Here is a 15,891-nt window from a genome sequence, read left to right on the forward strand (position 1 = left end):
GAGCCGACGCCTGAGCCGACGGAGGAACCGACGGCAACGGCCACGCCGACGCCCACTGAGGGCGGCGGCCCCGGCTTCGGTGCTCTCGTCGCTGTCATCGCGCTCATCGCGGCTGCGCTGCTGGCCGTGCGACGCGACGACTAACGACGATTAATCCCGACTGACCGCCGTTAGCGGTCATCCGGTGCGATTTCTTTTATTGACGCTACGTCCGACAGCGGCCGTGCCGTTCAGTCGAAAGACGGTTCTCGCAGGTCGATAGCACCGCGAGAGAACGGTAGCCAGCGCTCGTCGTCAGACGTTACTCGAAGCCGGTCGCTTCGCTGGCATGGTTGACGTTCGACTCCGGTTTCGATACTCGGTCGCTGTGATGGACTCGGCGGGAGTCCCGCGAGCGAACGACGTGAGCGAGGGGGACTCAGCCGAGTCGACGACTGAACGAACGAAGTGAGTGAAGAAGTGGACTCGGCGGGATTTGAACCCGCGGCCTTCCCCGTGCCAGGGGGATGATCTACCGCTGATCTACGAGCCCGCGTCGCATCGATTCGTACCGGAGTCCGGATAATAAGGGCTTCGACTCGTACGTTCGGTACGTAACGGCGTGTCATGGCGGGCTTCGAAACGGTTTAGTGTCGAAGCGCGTAGAATAAGACGGGAACGGCGCGACCGCAAATCTGACTCGCCCATCTGGGCTTGGGATTGCGGGAGTGCGTGTACCGACAGCTGTCGGTCACGATACGCTTCTGCGGTCTGTGCGGTTCCAATCTACCAATGGCACGAATGCACACCCGCCGTCGTGGCTCGTCCGGTTCGGACAAGCCGGCGGCAGACGAACCCCCGGAGTGGAGCGACGTAGACGAAGACGCCATCGAAGAGCGCGTGGTCGAACTCGCCGAAGAGGGTCACGACCCGAGCGTCATCGGGATGAAACTGCGTGACGAGGGCGTGAAGGGCACGCCGATTCCGGACATCAAACTGGCGACCGGCAAGAAGGTCACGGAGATTCTCGAGGAGAACGGCGCCGACGGTGACCTGCCGACGGACCTGCGCAACCTGATGGAGCGAGCGATTCGCCTGCGCGAGCACATGGCGGAGAACCCGCAGGACCATCAGAACAAGCGCGCGCTCCAGAACACGGAAGCGAAGATTCGTCGCCTCGCCGACTACTACCGCGGCGACGAACTCGACGAGGACTTCACCTACAGCTACGAGATGGCCGCCGAACTCCTCGAAGAGTAATGTCGACCGCGCCCGCTACCGTAGAGGACGCCGACGCCGGTGACGTTGTCGCGGCGCTCAGCGACGCTCCGTTCGTTCGGATCGTCGCCGCCGCCGACGGTGACTCGCTGGCCGCGAGCGGCGTCCTCGCGCGGGCGCTCAAGACACGTGGCACGCCTTTCCAGGTGCGCGTCGACGCAGTCCCCGACCCGATACCGGGCGAGGACGACGACGTAGTCCTCGGAATCGGTGCGGGCGCCAACGGTGGCGACCTCTCGATAGCCGGCGCCACGTCGGCGAGTCTCGTCGCGGCGACTGCGGCGCGCGAACTCGGCGCGGACCCGAATCCGACGCTCGCACTCGCGGGCATCGCGTCGGCGGACCGATCGCTCGACGCCGGTGACGCGGCGACGCTGTTGGCCGAGGCCCGAGAGGGGGCGGCCGTCGACCGGCGTCCCGGACTCGCGGTGCCGACGACGGACCTCTCGGAGGGACTCGCCCACTCGACGCTCGTCCACGCCCCCGTCTCGGGCGACCCCGAGGCGGCACGGGCCGCACTCGACGACCTCGCCGTCGGCGCCGACCCGACCGACGAGGACCACCGCCGCGTCGCGTCGTGGCTCGCCATCGAGGCGACGGCGTCGACGACGCGGGCCGCCGAAGCCGTCGAGCGAGTGCTTCGCCCGCACGCGACCCCGGACGGTCGGTTCGCGACCGTCGAGGGGTTCGCCGACGTCCTCGACGCCGTCGCTCGCGAACGCCCGGGAACGGGCGTCGCCATCGCCATCCGCGACGGCGGTATGCGGTCGGCGGCGCTGGACGCGTGGCGGACGCACGCTCGCGCGGCGCATCGAGCGCTGGCGGATGCGACGACGGGCCGATACGACGGCGTGTTCGTCGCGCGCGTCGACTCGGCGCCGCCGGGTCGACTCGGGACCGTCGCTCAGCTCTGCCGGGACTTTCGGTCGCCCGAACCGGTCGCGCTGGTCGTCGGCGACGACGGCGCCGCGGCACAGAGCGTCGACAGCGCGCGCCTCGGCGACGCGATGCGCGAGGCGGTACGAGCGGTCGACGCCGACGGACGGAGTGTCGGCACCGGCACGCGGGCCACGGCACGCTTCGAGAACGCAGAGGTATCGACGTTCATCACGGCGTTCAGGGAGGCGCTATGAAACGCGCCAACGTGGAGACGACACACGCGGATGCGGCCACGATTGCGGCCGCCCTGCGGCCGGACAACACGCCGTCGATGTCGACGCGCGTGGACGGCGACGTCGTCCGCACGCAGATCGAACGCGAGACCACGGGCGGACTCCAGTCCTCCGTGGACGACTACGTGGTGAACCTGACGGTCGCCGAGACCGTCGCACGAACGACACGCGAACACAGATCCAACCATGAGTGAACGCTCAGTATCCAAGCAGAAACGCGGCAAGCGCTGGTACACGGTCTTCGCCCCGGAGCAGTACGACCGGGCGGAACTCGGCCAGACGGTTGCCGACGAACCGGAGAAAGTCATCGGACGAACGATCGAAACCACCCTCGGCGACCTCACTGACGACGCCGGGGCGAACAACACCAAGCTCACGTTCAAGATTACGGACGTGGGCTCGGACGCCGCCTACACGGAGTTCGTCAAGCACGAACTCACGCGCGACTACCTGCGAAGTCTCGTGCGCCGCGGCGCCTCGAAAGTCGACGCCACCATCACGGTGCTGACGACGGACGACTACCGTGTCCGCGTCCAGCCCGTTGCCTTCACGACCAAGAAGGCCGACCGGAGCCAGGAGCAGGCCATCCGTCGCATCATGATCGACATCGTCGAGGACGCCGCCGCCGAACGCGACTTCCAGTCCTTCGTCGAGAGCGCCGTCGAGGGCCGACTCTCCTCGGCCGTCTACGGCGAAGCCAAGACGGTCTACCCGCTCCGCCGGGTCGAGATTCAGAAGCTCACCCTCGAAGCGCGACCCGAAGAGGTCGCCGCCGAGGAAGAGGCTTCCGTCGACGTGGACGAAGAAGACGTCGCCGTCGAAGACGAGTAATCGCCGGCGTCGCGAGTCACCGCTCTGTCGGCGGTGCTCGGTCACGCTCGGCTGTTTTCGATTTCTTTTGTCGATACTGGATGTCGACGCCGCCTCGACGTGCGCCGTGATATGCCCTCGAATACCCCCGAACGCCCGATTTTTCCGTCGTTCGCCCGTCGGCCCGAATCTCGCTCCTTCTGAGACTCAGTTTTCGATAGTCGGCGTCTGCTCGGAGGCGTCTCCGTATTTGTCGCTGAACTCGCCGATAAGCTGCCCCATCTGTGCGTACCAGTCGTTGAGTAGCCGCTGCATCTCTTGGGCGATTTCGTCGGCATCCCGGGGACGATAGACGTGGTAGTATCCGCCTTGGTCGTAGTTGACCTGCTCTTTCTGAATGAACCCTGCCTGCAGTAATCGCTTGACGGACCGATAGGCAGTCGACCGCTCGCGGTCGATTTTGTCGGCTATTTCGTCGACGGTCAGTGGCTCGTCGGTTTCGTTCAGCAGTCGGAATACGTCCTTGTCGATTTCCTTGAGGTTGTGGAAACACTCGAGCAGGCCCTCACACTGCATATCCTGTCGAAGCATTTCACTCATCGAGTCGGGCATCAGTTGACCATGCTAGGTGCCGGCCGATGAAAAGCATTCGTGTCGTCTGAACAATACTGTTCGGAGGCAGATACCGATTCACTCGGAGCAAACTGCGCGAGTTGTCGCGGAGGATACCATCACGCCGAACCAATCGTTACGCCGGAAAAGTGCGATTATCACCATACTACGGTTCGGTGAGGTTCGACTGATGCGTCCGCCAGTAGCCGTGTGCGTAGGCACCGAGAAACATCCCGCCGACAGCCCACAAGATTGGATAGTTACCGATACCGACGCTCGCGTAGGCGGCGCCCGGACAGACGCCCGAGAGCCCCCAGCCGACACCGAAGATGGCCCCGCCGGCGACGACGTTGCGGTCGAACGCTTTCACACGCCGCACGTACCTTCCGGCCGTCAGTGGCGCCCGGTCGAGATATTGGGTGGCGACGGTGAACGCGATACCCGTCACGGCAGCTGCACCACCCATGACGAAGAGGAGTCCGAAATCCTCGAACTGGAGGAAGTCCAAGACGACTTCGGGACGAGCCATGCCGCTGACCGCGAGCCCGAAACCAAAGATCAGGCCGCCGACGTAGATTACTGGCATGAACAACGGACTACGGCGGGTACTCGCGAGGTGCCGTTCGCCGCTCATGGCGTCACCCCTATTGCCTGTACGAGTTGGGCTGTCCCAATCGCGAACGCGAGGAACGTGGCCACGTTCACGAGGGAGGTGTTCGAGAGCGACCCGACGCCACACACGCCGTGGCCAGACGTGCATCCCTTGCCGAGACGCGTCCCGATACCGACGAGGAAGCCGCCGCCGAGCAGACGCCACCACTGTACTTTCGTCGTCCAGATGCCGCCTTGGTAGACGACTGCGTACACGGCGGCGCCGCTGACGATGCCTGCGGTAAACACGAGTCGCCAGTCTCGTGACTGGACGTACTTGGCACGGTTGAATCGAGACACGCCGGAGACATACGACAGCGTCGACTCGAGGAACGTGCTCGCACCGGCAATAATCCCGGTCGTGAGATAGATGACCGCAGCACCGGCCCCGACGAGCACTCCGCCGAGAAGGTACGGGAGAATCCCTCGCGGGAAGGCCGCGGTTACTGGTGTGACCCCACTCATCTCAGTTCGTGAGTGCCTCCTCACTCGCCGCACAGTTGTTCGGCCCGAGTTCGAGTTCGAAGGCTGCCTCGTCGTCGAGCGCTTCCCGTCCGAGGTTGGTGGCGATGATATCCTCGTAGTTCGCGGGGCGCGGCGGCATGTCCGAGACGATGAACTCCACGAACGAGTCTTCGCTCATCGACAGCACGTCCATCGTCTCTCGCAGTTCGCCGAGCGTCGCAGTGTACGACCCGTCCTCGTTCGGAGTCGCGGACTCGCTGGCGTGTGCCGGAGCGACGATGGTCTCGTCGGGTTGCGATAGCACCTTCTCCGTGAGCGATTCGTAGAGCGTCTTCGCAGCCTCTCGGGCTGCCTCGGGGTCTTCGAGATCCGGCCGTGCGACGCTTTCGATGAACAGGCCGTCGCCCGTAAACAGGACGGGCCCCACCTTGTAGGCAGTCATGCCCGTCGTGTGACCGGGCGTGTGCAACACGTCGATTTCCACGTCGCCCACCGTGAGTGTGTCGCCGTCCGCGACCGTTTCGTACTGGTGGTCGTACTCGACGCCACGCGCTGCCGCGGCGTCGGGCAACACTACAGTCGCGTCCGTCCGCTCGGTGACTGCCCGAATGCCAGAGACGTGATCCGCGTGAATGTGCGTATCGAGCGCGTACGCGAGCTCGGCGCCGAGATTTCGAACGTCGTGGAGATAGTCATCGATGAACGCCCGCAGCGGGTCGATGACGGCGGCGTCACCCTCCGAGACAACGAGATACGCCAGACAGCCACTGGATGGACGCCGATACTGCGCAATCGTCGCGTCGATGTCGACGTCGAGTTCGGTGTACTCGTAGATACGGGCCCAGCCTTTCATTCCGCCCTCGAGGTGGCCGACATCGTATCCCTCGTTTTCGAGGCTCTCCGCGATCATTTCGCTTGAATTACCTTTCGCGCACAGGACCGTGATCTCCCGGTCTTCCGGGAGCGCCTCGAGGAGGTCTCGTGGCAGTCCGTCGAGCAGCTGGAAGTAGGGGTAGTTCACGAGTTCGACGTTCTCCCCCTCGATGTGCCACTCCTCGAAGGCCTCCTCCGAGCGCACGTCGAGGATGTGTACCTCTTCGCCGCTCTCGATCCGCTCGTGCAGTCGTTTCGGCGCAATCGGTTCGATGTCGTCCTCGCCGTTCGGACGGTCGTTTTCGGTCATCGTCACTCCACTCTACACACGACTCACCAATAAGACTTTGCATAGTAATTCAAAATATACACAATACTATTATCTTCAAACACTCATATTATGGTTCTAAGGCAGAGAGTATCGGGATTACCGCCATATGGTAGTGTTCATTTTGCGGTATACTACCGACACACTTTTATCGCACACGACAGTATTGCATAGTAAGGTCAATATCATGGCTGAGTACGAACCGACAGCGACACTCGACGTGCGTGGACAGAACTGCCCGATGCCGGTCGTCAAGACGAAACAGCGCATCGACGAACTCGATGCGGGGGTGATTCTGGAGGTCCTCGCGACTGACCCGGGAAGCATGAGCGACATCGCAGGCTGGGCAGACACGACTGCAGGGGTCGAACTGGTCGATCAGGAGGAGGGTGACGACATCTTCACCCACTACGTGCGCAAGACGGAACAATGAGCACAGATATGTCACAGACGCCCGACGCGGAGGGTGAATCTCCAAGTCGTGCCGCGCTCGAAGAGCGACTCGTGGCCCTCGAGTCACGACTCGAGAAACTCGAGTCCGAGAGCGACGACCAGCGACCGAAGATGTCGATCATCGCGACGAAGGGAACCCTCGATATGGCGTACCCGCCGCTCATCCTCGCCAGTACAGCGGCCGCGTTCGGCTACGAGGTGACAGTCTTTCACACGTTCTGGGGACTGGACATCCTCCACGAGGAGAAGTCAAAGGAGCTGAAGCTGAGCGCCGTCGGCAATCCAAACATGCCGGTTCCCAACGTCATCGCGTCGCTTCCGGGTATGGATCGCGTGACGACGAAGCTGATGGAACGCCAGATCGAGGACAACGATACGGCGACGATAGCGGAACTCGTCGACACGTCGCTGGAGATGGGGGTCGAGTTCCAAGCCTGCCAGATGACCATGGATCTGATGGACTACGACGAAGCTGACTTCTACGACGGTGTCACCGTCGGCGTCGGCGCGGCGACAGCCATTCAGGACATGGCTGACGCCGACATTCAACTCCTCGTGTAATGTCACGACACTCAGCGAAAGAGGTCGACCCCGGCGACGAAGAGCACAGAGAGGTGGGGAAGGGTCTTCTCGAGGAGGACATGGGCCCCAGTTCCGCGATGGCGCATCTGTACCGGGGTGAAATCCATCGAATGAAGTTCTGGCGAGAGCGCCTCGATCGGACGACGAACTGGGCGGTCCTCGTCATCTCTGCGATTCTCACGTGGGCGTTCTCACGCTCCGACGTTCCTCACTACATTCTCCTCATCGGGGTGGCCACACTCTCGGTGTTTCTGCTGATCGAGGCACGTCGGTATCGAGGATACGATATCTGGCGAAGCAGAGTCCGGAAGTTACAGGAAAACGTCTTCGCGTACGGACTCGACCCCTCCGCTGGACTCCCCGACCCCGACTGGCGGACGACACTGAGTCAGGACTATCGAGAACCGACGATCAAGATTAGCGCCGAGGAAGCGATTGCTCATCGGCTGCGACGGGTGTATCTGCCACTCTTTACGATAATGCTCGCCGCGTGGCTCGCGCGTATCACTGCATTCTCGCCGGCGCCGTGGCTGACGAGCGCTGCGGTTGGACTGGTTCCGGGTCCGGTCGTCGTCGGGGTAGTGACGCTGTTCTATCTCGGTGCGGTCGCTGTTGCTCTCCGTCCCCGAACGTGGCACGCGAAGGGTGAACTCCGCTCGGAAAATCTGCGTAACTAGTGAAATTCGTCGGACAGACTGTGCGAGTCGTTTCGGAACACTGAGTCACCACCGATATCGACTCGGGCGACGACCGCACGCTCTATGACACCGATGCTACGCTGACCGCGGAATGGTCAAGCCGAAGGTTTATTTCTCACTCTATTTTAGGCACGCCTAAAATGGATGAATCGGCCGACCAGATTGCCGGGGCAGTGTTTCGCGCGATTACAGAGCGCGGCCACGAGGATGTCGAACGCGCTGTCGTCGACGCCTACGCCGACGCCGACGAGGGCGTTCTCTCGAATCGGGACGGTCTCTCTCGGACGATGCTTGCGGAGTTGCTCGATGCACTCGGCCGTCATCTCGACAGCAACGAACAGGTCGAGGTGCTCACGACGGCCGTCGAGCAGTTGGTCGATCGGTTCGGCACCATCATCGACGCGGCGCCGGTTGCCATCTGTGCAATCGATGACGACGGGACGGTTCAGTTGTGGAACCCCGCCGCCGAGCGAACGCTCGGATACGACAAGTCGTCGATTCTCGGGCGGCCGTTCGAGGTGGTGTGGGCCGACGACGAGACGACGTTCTCGGCGTGTCTGGAGCGTCTCCAGTCCGGCGAACGTCTCTCCGGCATCGACACGCGCCACCACCGCCCCGACGGGTCCCTCCTCGATACGCGGACGTGGGCCGCGCCCCTCGGTGACGACGCGGGTTCCGCGGGCGGCGCGACGTTCGTCGTCGTCGACGTGACCGAGCGACGCGGCCGCCAGCAGCGACTCTCCGTGCTCAACCGCGTCCTCCGGCACAACATCCGCAACGAACTCAACGTTGCGACGGGGCATCTGGACCGACTCGCGGCGCAGTTGCCCGAGGACGAGCAGAGCCTCCGCGTCGTCCGCGAGCGACTGGACGCCATCCTCGAACTGAGCGACACCGCCCACCGAATCGAGCAGGTCGCCGACGCCGACCGCGACGACACGGTGTCGTTCGACCTCACCACCGTTCTTGGTGACTGTCTCGACCGACTGCGCCGGGACGCCCCCGCGGCCGACGTGACGGCGACGCTCCCCGACCGCGCGCCCGTCGTCGGCCACGAACTCCTGCCCTACGCCTTCGAGAACGTCCTCGAAAACGCGGTCCAACACAACGACGCGGCCGCCCCGAGCGTGTCGGTCGACGTGTCACTCCCCGACGGCGAAGCCGACAGGGTCACCGTCCGCATCGCAGACAACGGGCCGGGACTCCCCCCGGTCGAACGGCAGGTCCTCCGGACCGCGGCGGAGACGCAACTCACGCACAGCACCGGATTGGGGCTGTGGCTCACCAACTGGATCGTTCGGGGGTCGAGCGGACGCATCGATGTCGACTGCACAGCTGGTGGGACGACCGTCGTCGTCGAACTCCCGGCGGCGACGCCGGCCACTCACTCCTCGACGACGACCTGACCCGCCATCCCCGCGCGCTCGTGCGGGATACAGAAGTAGCCGTAGGTGCCCGGCACCTCGAAGGTGTGGCTGTAGCGTTGCCCGTTTTCGAGTGCGCCGTGCATCCCGTCCCACGCCTCGCGCGCGGCCGTCTCTGACTCGTAACCGCCCGTCGCGAAGTAGTCGGCCTCCTCTGGGATGCTATTCTCGTACGCGGTGATGGAGTGGGCGCGGGCGCTGTTGTTGTACCAGACCACCTCGTCACCGACCGAGACGGTGATGGAGGCGGGTTCGAACGCCACCGCGGTCATCCCCACGTCGCCGTCGACGCCCCCGCCGAGGGCGGAGCATCCCGCCGTTCCCACCGCGAGGGCCGATCCGAGCGTCGCGAGCACTCGCCGTCTGCGCATGTCCGCCTCTCGGGGTGCGGTGAATATAGGCGGCGTGGTTCGTCCATCGAAGGGGCGATATAAAGACGTAAATCCTCGGTGGCTGAGTGAGCCACTATGCAACCGCGGTTCGTGGGACGCCTTGGACTCGCGGACGCCGTCACCGTCGGCAACGCGATGCTCGGCTTCCTCGCCGCCTTCGTCGCGACGCGTGACGCGGCGCTCGCGGCCCGAATCGTCCTGCTCGCGGCCGTCCTCGACGGGCTAGACGGCGTCATCGCGCGCCGGCGCGGCGGCACGCTCGCCGGCCCGTATCTCGACTCGCTCGCCGACGTGGCTTCCTTCGGCGTCGCGCCCGCGCTCCTCATCGCCTCGCGCGCGACGAACGCGTGGTCGTTCGGGGCCGACCCGGCCAAGTACGCGCTGGCGCTGCTTCTCCCCGCCATCTACGTCGCGATGGCGGTCACGCGCCTCGGTCTCTACACCGCGTACGACAGCGACGTGGCCGAGACGAAGGGCGTCCCCTCAACGCTCGCGGCGACGGTGCTCTCGGCGGGCGTCCTCGCGGGCTTTGTCGGCCCCGTGTTGCTCGTCGCGCTCTCGGGCCTGCTCGCGGCGCTCATGGTGACCCAGATTACGTACCCCGACCTCCACCCGCAAGACGCCCTCGTGATGGGCCTCGTCCAGGTGCTCGCCATCCTGCTTCAGGGGCGGCCGGGCGAGGTGTTCGCGTTCGCGCTCCTCTTCCTCTCGCTCGCGTATCTCGTCTTCGGCCCGCGATTCTACTGGACGTGACCGGTCCGCGCTGTCACGCCGCTTCGACGCCTATCCGCCCTCGACTCACATGCCCATGTCGCTGGCCGCCTCGGGGACCGGCAGGTCGTGGACGGAGACGCCCAGTAGTTCGGCAGCGTGGTCGAGCGCCATGTCGAACCCGTAGTACTTCTCCAGTTCGTCGCCCTCGGCGTCGCGGCGGACGGTCACCATCGCGTACCCCTCGCTGTTCTGGGCGAGCTCGGCGGTCTGTCCGTCGCGCTCGAAAGCGAGCACTCGCTCGCCGCCGCGCTCGTAGTAGCGGGCGGTCACGTCGTCGCTCGTGGCCTGCGTCGCGTCGCCTGCGTCGTCGCTCATACGGGTCCGTCGTCGCTCCGGCCTGTCGAACCTTCCGGTCCGTCGTCCCAATCACTATAAGCCACGCCGACCCAGGATGGGTATGGCACTCGATGCCGTCGAGACGGACAAGGGCGTGGGGCTGAGCGTGCTGTTCGGCATCTTCGCCGCCGTCGGCGCGCTAGTGATGGTCGCCGGCCCGGGGCAGTCGACGAAAGCCGCCGGATTCGCGCTCGCGGTGGGCGCCGCGCTCTGTTCGGTCGTTGCGGTGCAGGCGTACGCCTGACGCCGTTCGGCGACGACCGCTCCGAGGCTTGAAAGAGTTAAGAGCATGAATCACCTAGCGGGGGTGAACGATGACCTCTCTGACCGAAGAGGAACGGCGAATCCTCGCGTACCTCCACGATAGCGTCTCCCGTGGTGAACGCTACTTCCGCGCGAAGAACATCGCCGACGCTATCGGCTTGACGGCCAAGCAGGTCGGCTCTCGTCTCCCGCGTCTCGCCGAGAAGTCCGAGGACGTCGAAATCGAGAAGTGGGGCCGAGCCAAGTCGACGACCTGGCGCGTCACGCAGGGCTAACCCCACGCTTTTTGAGCATTCGACGGAACCTCATCGTATGACCGTACGTGTCCGGCGGGCGTTCGAATTCGAAGTGCCGGCGGAACGCGTCTGGGACTTCATCGCCGACCCCGGCAAGCGCGCCGAGGCCATCAGCGTCGTCCGCGATTACGAAGTCGACGGTGACGCCGCGACGTGGCACATCGACCTCCAGTTGCCATTCGTCGACCGGACGGCCACCGTCGAAACCGAGGACGTCGAGCGCGAGCCCCCGACCTACGTGAAGTTCGTCGGCCGGTCGAAGGTGATGCGCGTCACGGGCGAACACCGCATCACTGAGACGGAGACGGGCTGTCGCCTCGACAACGAGTTCGTCGTCGACGGGCGCCTCCCTGGCGTCGAGCGCTTCTTCAAGAAACGACTAGACGACGAACTCACCAACCTCGAAACGGCGCTCCGGCGTGACCTCGGGCTGACGGCATGAGAGTCGCGCTGGCCCAACTCGACCAGGTCGCCGGCGACGTGGCCGAGAATCTGGACCGAGCGGCGACGGCCGTCGCCGACGCCGCCGACCGCGGCGCCGACCTTGTCGTCCTCCCCGAACTGTTCACGGTTGGCTACTTCGCGTTCGATAGCTACGCCCGCGTCGCGGAGGGGCTCGACGGCCCGACGTTCGACCGCCTCTCGGCGCTCGCGGCCGACCACGGTGTTGGCCTCCTCGCCGGCAGCCACGTCGAGGACCTCGGCGCGAGCGCCGCCGCCGGCGTCGACGTACCCGAGACCGACGGCCTCGCGAACACCTGTGTCTTCTACGACCGCGACGGGACGCGTCGCGCCGTCTACCGCAAGCACCACCTCTTCGGCTACGAGTCGGCAGAGACGCGCCTGCTCACGCCCGGAGAATCGCTCGCCACCGTCGACTTCGAGGGCTTTACCGTCGGGATGTCGACGTGTTACGACCTCAGATTCCCCGAACTCTACCGTCGCCTCGCCGACCGCGGGGCGACGCTCGTCTGCGTGCCGAGCGCGTGGCCGTATCCGCGGGTCGAACACTGGGAGACGTTGGCGCGGGCCCGAGCCATCGAAAACCAGTGTTACGTCGCCGCGGCGAACGGCGCCGCGGAGTTCGACGACGCCACGCTCCTCGGCCGCTCGACCGTCTACGACCCGTGGGGGACGACCCTCGCCAGCGCGGCCGACGACCCGACGCTCGTCGTCGCCGACGTCGACCCCGACCGAATCGATGCCGTTCGTGAGGAGTTCCCGGCGCTGCGCGACCGGCGTGAGTGAGCGAGAGACGCCGCTGCCGGTGGATTTATCCGTCCGAGGAATAACTTTCATTCGCCGACGCATCGACGCTTTTCTCGTCGAGACTCGGCACCAAAACTCCACCACGTCGTCGCTCGCCCGGCCCGGACCCCCTTCGCCCGGCAAGGTCGGTCCGGGTCACCCTTCGCCTCACCTCGTCCACCACCTCTCCCTTCACGCCGCTCGCTTCTCCAGTTCACCCTTGAGCGCCGCAGCGTCGAAGCCGTGGTCCGGGCGGATGCTGACGAAATCCAGGAACTCCCGCGCTGCGAGGAGTTCGGCCGTCGTGTATGCTGTCGCCGCGGCGTCGACCGTGTCCGGTGCGCCGATGAGCGGTTCGAGCGCCGCGAGTCCGCAGGCAACGTCGTAGGACCGGGCGTCGTCGCGTCCCGCCGCCCCGACGTTGGTCGCGTCGATGAAGTAGAGGTCGCCGTCGAGGATGAGGACGTTCTCGGCCCGGAGGTCGCCGTGTGCGAGGCCGTGGTCGTGCATCGTCCGGAGCGCCGCGAACAGTTCTGGCGCGAGCTCCCGTTCCGTCTCCCGGTCGAGTTGGTCGAGCGCTCTGAACTCCGGGAGGTATTCGAGGACGACGACACCCAGTCCGTCGATATCCAGCGCTTCGAGGGGTTCGGGCGCGTTCAGACCGATGTCGCGGATGCGCTCGGTCGCTTCGAGTTCGTGTTTCGCCATCCCGTAGGGCGTCCCGAAGTGCTCGAAAAAGCCCTCGGTGCCGGCGGAGAAGACGCCGAGGTTACGCCCCGTGGTGATGAGTGCGTGGACCAGCGAGTTCTGCTTCGAGATGACCTTCACGAAGAGGTCTTCGTCGAGGACCAGCGGCGTCGAGAGCCAGTTGTCGGCGTCGAGATAGCGGACCGACGGCTCCTCGCGCCCGTAGCGGGCCGCGACTTCGTCGACCACCCGGTCGAGTCGGTCGTCGTCGATGCGACCGCGGAGGAACCGCCGGACTTCCATGCCACTCCGCTACGCCGTCGGGAGGGATATACTATTGGCCGCCCCGGTCGTCCAGCGCCGCCGCGAGCGTCTGTGCCGCGTGTCGACCGTCGGCCCGCGGGGCCCCGAACCGAACGTCGCTCTCGCCGAATCGCTCCACGACGAGCGCCGGCTGGCGCGTGCGGAGGTAGCGCCAGCCGAGAGCGACGCCGCCGACACAGAGCGCGACCCCGCCGACGAGCAAGAGCGTCGTGAGAAGCGCCAGCGCCGCCGCGAGGGCGTCGACCACGGCGAGGACGCCCCCGATGGGGGCGCTTCCGGCGCTCGCACCGACCGCCAGCGTCTCGCCGAGGTTCATCGCCCGGAGCACGACACCACCACCGACGCCGACGAGGCCGTAGACGCCCGCCCGGAGCGCCCACCCGAGTAACTGCTGGTCGCCCTCGGCGTCGACGCTGACGGCGCGGACGTTCGGGCGGTCGATAGCCTCGAACCGCCGGCCGTTGGCGCTCGGGTCGTACGCGAGTACGCGATGCGTGGTGACGGCGGCCCATCCCCCTCCGAGCGGTGCCCGCTCGACGACCCGTTCGCCGGCGTAACAGAGGTTTTCGGGGGCGTAGCTCCCCGAATCGGTCCCCGTCACGGCGTCGTCTCCGTCGTCCATCGGCCGAGTCGACGGGGGCCGCCCACCTCACCCTTTCGGCGGGTGGACCGGGCGACTTTAGACGGCGGCGAATCAGGAAGCCCGTATGCACGTAGGTGAGTGGCGATGAGCGACGAAACCGAGTCGAGTTTCGTCGCCTACGGTATCGACGACAAACCACCGGTGCTCACGTCGATTCTTCTCGGCGTTCAGCACTACCTGACGATGGTCGGCGCGAACGTCGCCGTCCCGCTGATTCTCGCGGGGGCGCTGGGGATGCCCGAGTCGGTCATTCCTCGCTTCGTCGGCACGTTCTTCGTCGTCTCGGGAATCGCGACTCTCGCCCAGACGACGTTCGGCAACCGCTACCCAATCGTCCAGGGGGCGCCGTTCTCGATGCTCGCGCCCGCCCTCGCGGTCATCGGCGTGGTGCAGGCGAGCAACCCAACCGGGCCGGCGTGGGAGGCGGCACTCCTCCAGCTGCAGGGCGCCATCGTCGTCGCCGCGCTGGTCGAAGTGGCCGTCGGCTACTTCGGCCTCCTCGGGCGACTCCGGTCGTACATCTCGCCGGTCATCATCGCGCCGACCATCGCCCTCATCGGTCTTGCGCTGTTCAACACGCCGCAGGTGACGAGCGCCAGCGGAAACTGGTGGCTGCTCGGCCTGACGCTGCTCTTGATCGTCCTCTTCTCGCAGTATCTCGGCGACGCCTCGCGAGCGTTCAAGCTGTTCCCCGTCCTGTTGGGCGTGGTCGTGGCGTGGCTGGTCGCCGCCGCCCTGTCGGTGAGCGGTGTCTACACGGCGGGCACGTCGGGTTACGTCGACCTCGCGTCCGTGGCGTCGGCGCCGGCGCTCATGCCCATCTACCCGCTCCAGTGGGGGATGCCGCGAATCGAAACCGCGTACGTCATCGGGATGATTGCGGGCGTCGCGGCGTCGATGCTGGAGTCGTTCGGTGACTACCACGCCGTCGCTCGCCTCTCCGGCGTCGGCGCGCCGAGCGAGAGCCGAATCAACCACGGTATCGGGATGGAGGGCATCATGAACGTCTTCGCCGGCCTCATGGGGACCGGTGGTTCCACCTCCTACTCCGAGAACATCGGCGCCATCGGCCTGACGGGCGTCGCCTCGCGCTACGTCGTCCAAATCGGGGCGGCGGTGATGCTTCTCGTCGGCTTCGTCGGCTACTTCGGCCAACTCATCGCGACCATCCCCGATCCAATCGTCGGCGGACTCTACGTCGCCATGTTCGGCCAAATTGTCGCCGTCGGCCTCTCGAACTTGGAGTATGTCGACATGAACTCCTCGCGAAACGTCTTCGTCGTCGGCATCGCACTCTTCACCGGCCTCGCGATTCCGGCGTACATGGGCAACGTCGGGAGCGCCGCCGCGTTCCGCGAGGGGATGCGAGGTATCGCCGTCCTCGGCCCCGTTCTCGGCGCTCGCGCCGTCGCCGACACCATCTACGTCATCGGGTCGACGGGCATGGCCGTCGGCGGCCTCGTCGCGTTCGTCCTCGACAACACCATCGAGGGGACCCGCGAGGAACGCGGCCTCGTGGAGTGGGAGCAAGCGACCGAAGACGAGAGCGACTTCGCCTCCGCGTTCGACCGCTTCCTGCGAGACTGACCGACACCCTTTTGC

General features: G+C 65.5%; 23 protein-coding genes and 1 tRNA gene. 15 read left to right on the forward strand and 9 right to left on the reverse strand.

The window, feature by feature from the left end; translation table 11 throughout:
- Window positions 1-144 (forward strand): PGF-CTERM sorting domain-containing protein (locus tag BLU18_RS15245; protein WP_143025200.1); only part of this gene is annotated, 144 nt, incomplete at its 5' end.
- 316 nt (window positions 145-460) lie between these two features.
- On the opposite strand, the gene BLU18_RS00010 is transcribed toward BLU18_RS15245, so the two are convergent.
- Window positions 461-532: transfer RNA gene (locus BLU18_RS00010), tRNA-Ala, on the reverse strand.
- A gap of 239 nt (window positions 533-771) precedes the next feature.
- Between BLU18_RS00010 and BLU18_RS00015 the strand changes: the two genes are divergently transcribed.
- The 4 genes from BLU18_RS00015 to BLU18_RS00030 are packed head-to-tail and all read left to right on the forward strand — an operon-like array spanning window position 772 to window position 3,260.
- On the forward strand, window positions 772-1,239 hold the full coding sequence (locus tag BLU18_RS00015) for a 30S ribosomal protein S15 (protein WP_092629550.1): 468 nt from the start codon (window positions 772-774) through the stop codon (window positions 1,237-1,239).
- Entirely contained in the window at window positions 1,239-2,390 is a 1,152-nt protein-coding gene (locus BLU18_RS00020; protein ID WP_092629554.1) for a hypothetical protein, read from the forward strand. Before BLU18_RS00015 ends, BLU18_RS00020 begins: the two co-directional genes overlap by 1 nt.
- The gene (locus BLU18_RS00025; protein ID WP_092629558.1) at window positions 2,387-2,623 is read left to right on the forward strand and encodes a KEOPS complex subunit Pcc1; all 237 of its coding nucleotides are present in this window, start codon (window positions 2,387-2,389) and stop codon (window positions 2,621-2,623) included. Before BLU18_RS00020 ends, BLU18_RS00025 begins: the two co-directional genes overlap by 4 nt.
- A complete protein-coding gene (locus tag BLU18_RS00030) occupies window positions 2,616-3,260 on the forward strand; it encodes a 30S ribosomal protein S3ae (RefSeq protein WP_092629561.1) in 645 nt (214 codons plus the stop codon). Before BLU18_RS00025 ends, BLU18_RS00030 begins: the two co-directional genes overlap by 8 nt.
- A gap of 186 nt (window positions 3,261-3,446) precedes the next feature.
- Here BLU18_RS00030 and BLU18_RS00035 read toward each other — a convergent pair whose 3' ends face one another.
- The 4 genes from BLU18_RS00035 to BLU18_RS00050 all read right to left on the reverse strand — a co-directional run bounded on the left by BLU18_RS00035 (window position 3,447) and on the right by BLU18_RS00050 (window position 6,150).
- Entirely contained in the window at window positions 3,447-3,851 is a 405-nt protein-coding gene (locus BLU18_RS00035) for a helix-turn-helix domain-containing protein (protein WP_092629564.1), read from the reverse strand.
- 166 nt (window positions 3,852-4,017) lie between these two features.
- Window positions 4,018-4,485 carry a YeeE/YedE family protein gene (locus BLU18_RS00040; protein WP_092629567.1) on the reverse strand — a complete coding sequence of 156 codons (468 nt, stop codon included), beginning with the start codon at window positions 4,483-4,485 and terminating at the stop codon, window positions 4,018-4,020.
- A complete protein-coding gene (locus BLU18_RS00045; protein ID WP_092629570.1) occupies window positions 4,482-4,967 on the reverse strand; it encodes a YeeE/YedE family protein in 486 nt (161 codons plus the stop codon). Before BLU18_RS00045 ends, BLU18_RS00040 begins: the two co-directional genes overlap by 4 nt.
- Before the next feature lies 1 nt (window position 4,968).
- A complete protein-coding gene (locus tag BLU18_RS00050; RefSeq protein WP_092629574.1) occupies window positions 4,969-6,150 on the reverse strand; it encodes an MBL fold metallo-hydrolase in 1,182 nt (393 codons plus the stop codon).
- Window positions 6,151-6,355: 205 nt separating this feature from the next.
- On the opposite strand from BLU18_RS00050, the gene BLU18_RS00055 reads away from it, so the two are divergent.
- The 4 genes from BLU18_RS00055 to BLU18_RS00070 all read left to right on the forward strand — a co-directional run bounded on the left by BLU18_RS00055 (window position 6,356) and on the right by BLU18_RS00070 (window position 9,307).
- Window positions 6,356-6,601, forward strand: coding sequence for a sulfurtransferase TusA family protein (locus tag BLU18_RS00055; RefSeq protein WP_092629577.1), 246 nt, complete (start codon window positions 6,356-6,358; stop codon window positions 6,599-6,601).
- On the forward strand, window positions 6,598-7,182 hold the full coding sequence (locus BLU18_RS00060; RefSeq protein ID WP_092629580.1) for a DsrE/DsrF/DrsH-like family protein: 585 nt from the start codon (window positions 6,598-6,600) through the stop codon (window positions 7,180-7,182). Before BLU18_RS00055 ends, BLU18_RS00060 begins: the two co-directional genes overlap by 4 nt.
- Window positions 7,182-7,880 (forward strand): DUF2270 domain-containing protein, encoded by a 699-nt coding sequence (locus tag BLU18_RS00065; RefSeq protein WP_092629583.1) that lies wholly within the window; start codon window positions 7,182-7,184, stop codon window positions 7,878-7,880. Before BLU18_RS00060 ends, BLU18_RS00065 begins: the two co-directional genes overlap by 1 nt.
- A 161-nt stretch (window positions 7,881-8,041) precedes the next feature.
- Complete coding sequence (locus BLU18_RS00070) at window positions 8,042-9,307, forward strand: PAS domain S-box protein (protein ID WP_092629585.1); 1,266 nt, start codon at window positions 8,042-8,044, stop codon at window positions 9,305-9,307.
- On the opposite strand, the gene BLU18_RS00075 is transcribed toward BLU18_RS00070, so the two are convergent.
- Window positions 9,286-9,696 (reverse strand): cupredoxin domain-containing protein, encoded by a 411-nt coding sequence (locus BLU18_RS00075; protein WP_092629588.1) that lies wholly within the window; start codon window positions 9,694-9,696, stop codon window positions 9,286-9,288. The two genes, BLU18_RS00070 and BLU18_RS00075, sit on opposite strands and share 22 nt — an antisense overlap.
- Before the next feature lie 96 nt (window positions 9,697-9,792).
- Here BLU18_RS00075 and BLU18_RS00080 point away from each other — a divergent pair, with 96 nt between their 5' ends.
- Window positions 9,793-10,470 carry a protein sorting system archaetidylserine synthase gene (locus tag BLU18_RS00080; RefSeq protein WP_092629591.1) on the forward strand — a complete coding sequence of 226 codons (678 nt, stop codon included), beginning with the start codon at window positions 9,793-9,795 and terminating at the stop codon, window positions 10,468-10,470.
- 45 nt (window positions 10,471-10,515) lie between these two features.
- On the opposite strand, the gene BLU18_RS00085 is transcribed toward BLU18_RS00080, so the two are convergent.
- Window positions 10,516-10,806, reverse strand: a complete 291-nt coding sequence (locus tag BLU18_RS00085; protein ID WP_092629594.1) for a DUF7111 family protein — start codon at window positions 10,804-10,806, stop codon at window positions 10,516-10,518.
- A gap of 82 nt (window positions 10,807-10,888) precedes the next feature.
- Between BLU18_RS00085 and BLU18_RS00090 the strand changes: the two genes are divergently transcribed.
- The 4 genes from BLU18_RS00090 to BLU18_RS00105 all read left to right on the forward strand — a co-directional run bounded on the left by BLU18_RS00090 (window position 10,889) and on the right by BLU18_RS00105 (window position 12,635).
- Window positions 10,889-11,071: a DUF7525 family protein gene (locus BLU18_RS00090; RefSeq protein ID WP_092629596.1), complete on the forward strand. Its 183-nt coding sequence runs from the start codon at window positions 10,889-10,891 to the stop codon at window positions 11,069-11,071.
- A gap of 70 nt (window positions 11,072-11,141) precedes the next feature.
- The gene (locus BLU18_RS00095; RefSeq protein ID WP_092629599.1) at window positions 11,142-11,366 is read left to right on the forward strand and encodes a DUF7123 family protein; all 225 of its coding nucleotides are present in this window, start codon (window positions 11,142-11,144) and stop codon (window positions 11,364-11,366) included.
- Window positions 11,367-11,403: 37 nt separating this feature from the next.
- On the forward strand, window positions 11,404-11,829 hold the full coding sequence (locus tag BLU18_RS00100) for an SRPBCC family protein (protein ID WP_092629601.1): 426 nt from the start codon (window positions 11,404-11,406) through the stop codon (window positions 11,827-11,829).
- A complete protein-coding gene (locus tag BLU18_RS00105) occupies window positions 11,826-12,635 on the forward strand; it encodes a carbon-nitrogen family hydrolase (protein ID WP_092629605.1) in 810 nt (269 codons plus the stop codon). Before BLU18_RS00100 ends, BLU18_RS00105 begins: the two co-directional genes overlap by 4 nt.
- A 192-nt stretch (window positions 12,636-12,827) precedes the next feature.
- Here BLU18_RS00105 and BLU18_RS00110 read toward each other — a convergent pair whose 3' ends face one another.
- Both BLU18_RS00110 and BLU18_RS00115 read right to left on the reverse strand, forming a co-directional pair.
- The gene (locus BLU18_RS00110; RefSeq protein ID WP_092629608.1) at window positions 12,828-13,625 is read right to left on the reverse strand and encodes an RIO1 family regulatory kinase/ATPase domain-containing protein; all 798 of its coding nucleotides are present in this window, start codon (window positions 13,623-13,625) and stop codon (window positions 12,828-12,830) included.
- Between the two features lie 31 nt (window positions 13,626-13,656).
- Window positions 13,657-14,268 (reverse strand): hypothetical protein, encoded by a 612-nt coding sequence (locus BLU18_RS00115; protein ID WP_092629612.1) that lies wholly within the window; start codon window positions 14,266-14,268, stop codon window positions 13,657-13,659.
- Between the two features lie 105 nt (window positions 14,269-14,373).
- Here BLU18_RS00115 and BLU18_RS00120 point away from each other — a divergent pair, with 105 nt between their 5' ends.
- A complete protein-coding gene (locus tag BLU18_RS00120; RefSeq protein WP_092629615.1) occupies window positions 14,374-15,876 on the forward strand; it encodes a uracil-xanthine permease family protein in 1,503 nt (500 codons plus the stop codon).
- The last annotated feature ends 15 nt before the right edge of the window (window positions 15,877-15,891 follow it).

The sequence above is a fragment of the Haloplanus vescus genome, from assembly GCF_900107665.1.
GTDB lineage: Archaea > Halobacteriota > Halobacteria > Halobacteriales > Haloferacaceae > Haloplanus > Haloplanus vescus.

What these genes read in the sequence shown, in the direction of transcription:
- BLU18_RS00080 (WP_092629591.1), top strand. Translation starts at nt 9,793, where the DNA reads ATGCAACCGCGGTTCGTGGGACGCCTTGGACTCGCGGACGCCGTCACC.
- BLU18_RS00040 (WP_092629567.1), bottom strand. Translation starts at nt 4,485, where the DNA reads ATGAGCGGCGAACGGCACCTCGCGAGTACCCGCCGTAGTCCGTTGTTC.
- BLU18_RS00015 (WP_092629550.1), top strand. Translation starts at nt 772, where the DNA reads ATGGCACGAATGCACACCCGCCGTCGTGGCTCGTCCGGTTCGGACAAG.
- BLU18_RS00065 (WP_092629583.1), top strand. Translation starts at nt 7,182, where the DNA reads ATGTCACGACACTCAGCGAAAGAGGTCGACCCCGGCGACGAAGAGCAC.
- BLU18_RS00025 (WP_092629558.1), top strand. Translation starts at nt 2,387, where the DNA reads ATGAAACGCGCCAACGTGGAGACGACACACGCGGATGCGGCCACGATT.
- BLU18_RS00045 (WP_092629570.1), bottom strand. Translation starts at nt 4,967, where the DNA reads ATGAGTGGGGTCACACCAGTAACCGCGGCCTTCCCGCGAGGGATTCTC.
- BLU18_RS00085 (WP_092629594.1), bottom strand. Translation starts at nt 10,806, where the DNA reads ATGAGCGACGACGCAGGCGACGCGACGCAGGCCACGAGCGACGACGTG.
- BLU18_RS00030 (WP_092629561.1), top strand. Translation starts at nt 2,616, where the DNA reads ATGAGTGAACGCTCAGTATCCAAGCAGAAACGCGGCAAGCGCTGGTAC.
- BLU18_RS00050 (WP_092629574.1), bottom strand. Translation starts at nt 6,150, where the DNA reads ATGACCGAAAACGACCGTCCGAACGGCGAGGACGACATCGAACCGATT.
- BLU18_RS00120 (WP_092629615.1), top strand. Translation starts at nt 14,374, where the DNA reads ATGAGCGACGAAACCGAGTCGAGTTTCGTCGCCTACGGTATCGACGAC.
- BLU18_RS00100 (WP_092629601.1), top strand. Translation starts at nt 11,404, where the DNA reads ATGACCGTACGTGTCCGGCGGGCGTTCGAATTCGAAGTGCCGGCGGAA.
- BLU18_RS00055 (WP_092629577.1), top strand. Translation starts at nt 6,356, where the DNA reads ATGGCTGAGTACGAACCGACAGCGACACTCGACGTGCGTGGACAGAAC.
- BLU18_RS00070 (WP_092629585.1), top strand. Translation starts at nt 8,042, where the DNA reads ATGGATGAATCGGCCGACCAGATTGCCGGGGCAGTGTTTCGCGCGATT.
- BLU18_RS00105 (WP_092629605.1), top strand. Translation starts at nt 11,826, where the DNA reads ATGAGAGTCGCGCTGGCCCAACTCGACCAGGTCGCCGGCGACGTGGCC.
- BLU18_RS00095 (WP_092629599.1), top strand. Translation starts at nt 11,142, where the DNA reads ATGACCTCTCTGACCGAAGAGGAACGGCGAATCCTCGCGTACCTCCAC.
- BLU18_RS00020 (WP_092629554.1), top strand. Translation starts at nt 1,239, where the DNA reads ATGTCGACCGCGCCCGCTACCGTAGAGGACGCCGACGCCGGTGACGTT.
- BLU18_RS00060 (WP_092629580.1), top strand. Translation starts at nt 6,598, where the DNA reads ATGAGCACAGATATGTCACAGACGCCCGACGCGGAGGGTGAATCTCCA.
- BLU18_RS00035 (WP_092629564.1), bottom strand. Translation starts at nt 3,851, where the DNA reads ATGCCCGACTCGATGAGTGAAATGCTTCGACAGGATATGCAGTGTGAG.
- BLU18_RS00115 (WP_092629612.1), bottom strand. Translation starts at nt 14,268, where the DNA reads ATGGACGACGGAGACGACGCCGTGACGGGGACCGATTCGGGGAGCTAC.
- BLU18_RS00090 (WP_092629596.1), top strand. Translation starts at nt 10,889, where the DNA reads ATGGCACTCGATGCCGTCGAGACGGACAAGGGCGTGGGGCTGAGCGTG.
- BLU18_RS00110 (WP_092629608.1), bottom strand. Translation starts at nt 13,625, where the DNA reads ATGGAAGTCCGGCGGTTCCTCCGCGGTCGCATCGACGACGACCGACTC.
- BLU18_RS00075 (WP_092629588.1), bottom strand. Translation starts at nt 9,696, where the DNA reads ATGCGCAGACGGCGAGTGCTCGCGACGCTCGGATCGGCCCTCGCGGTG.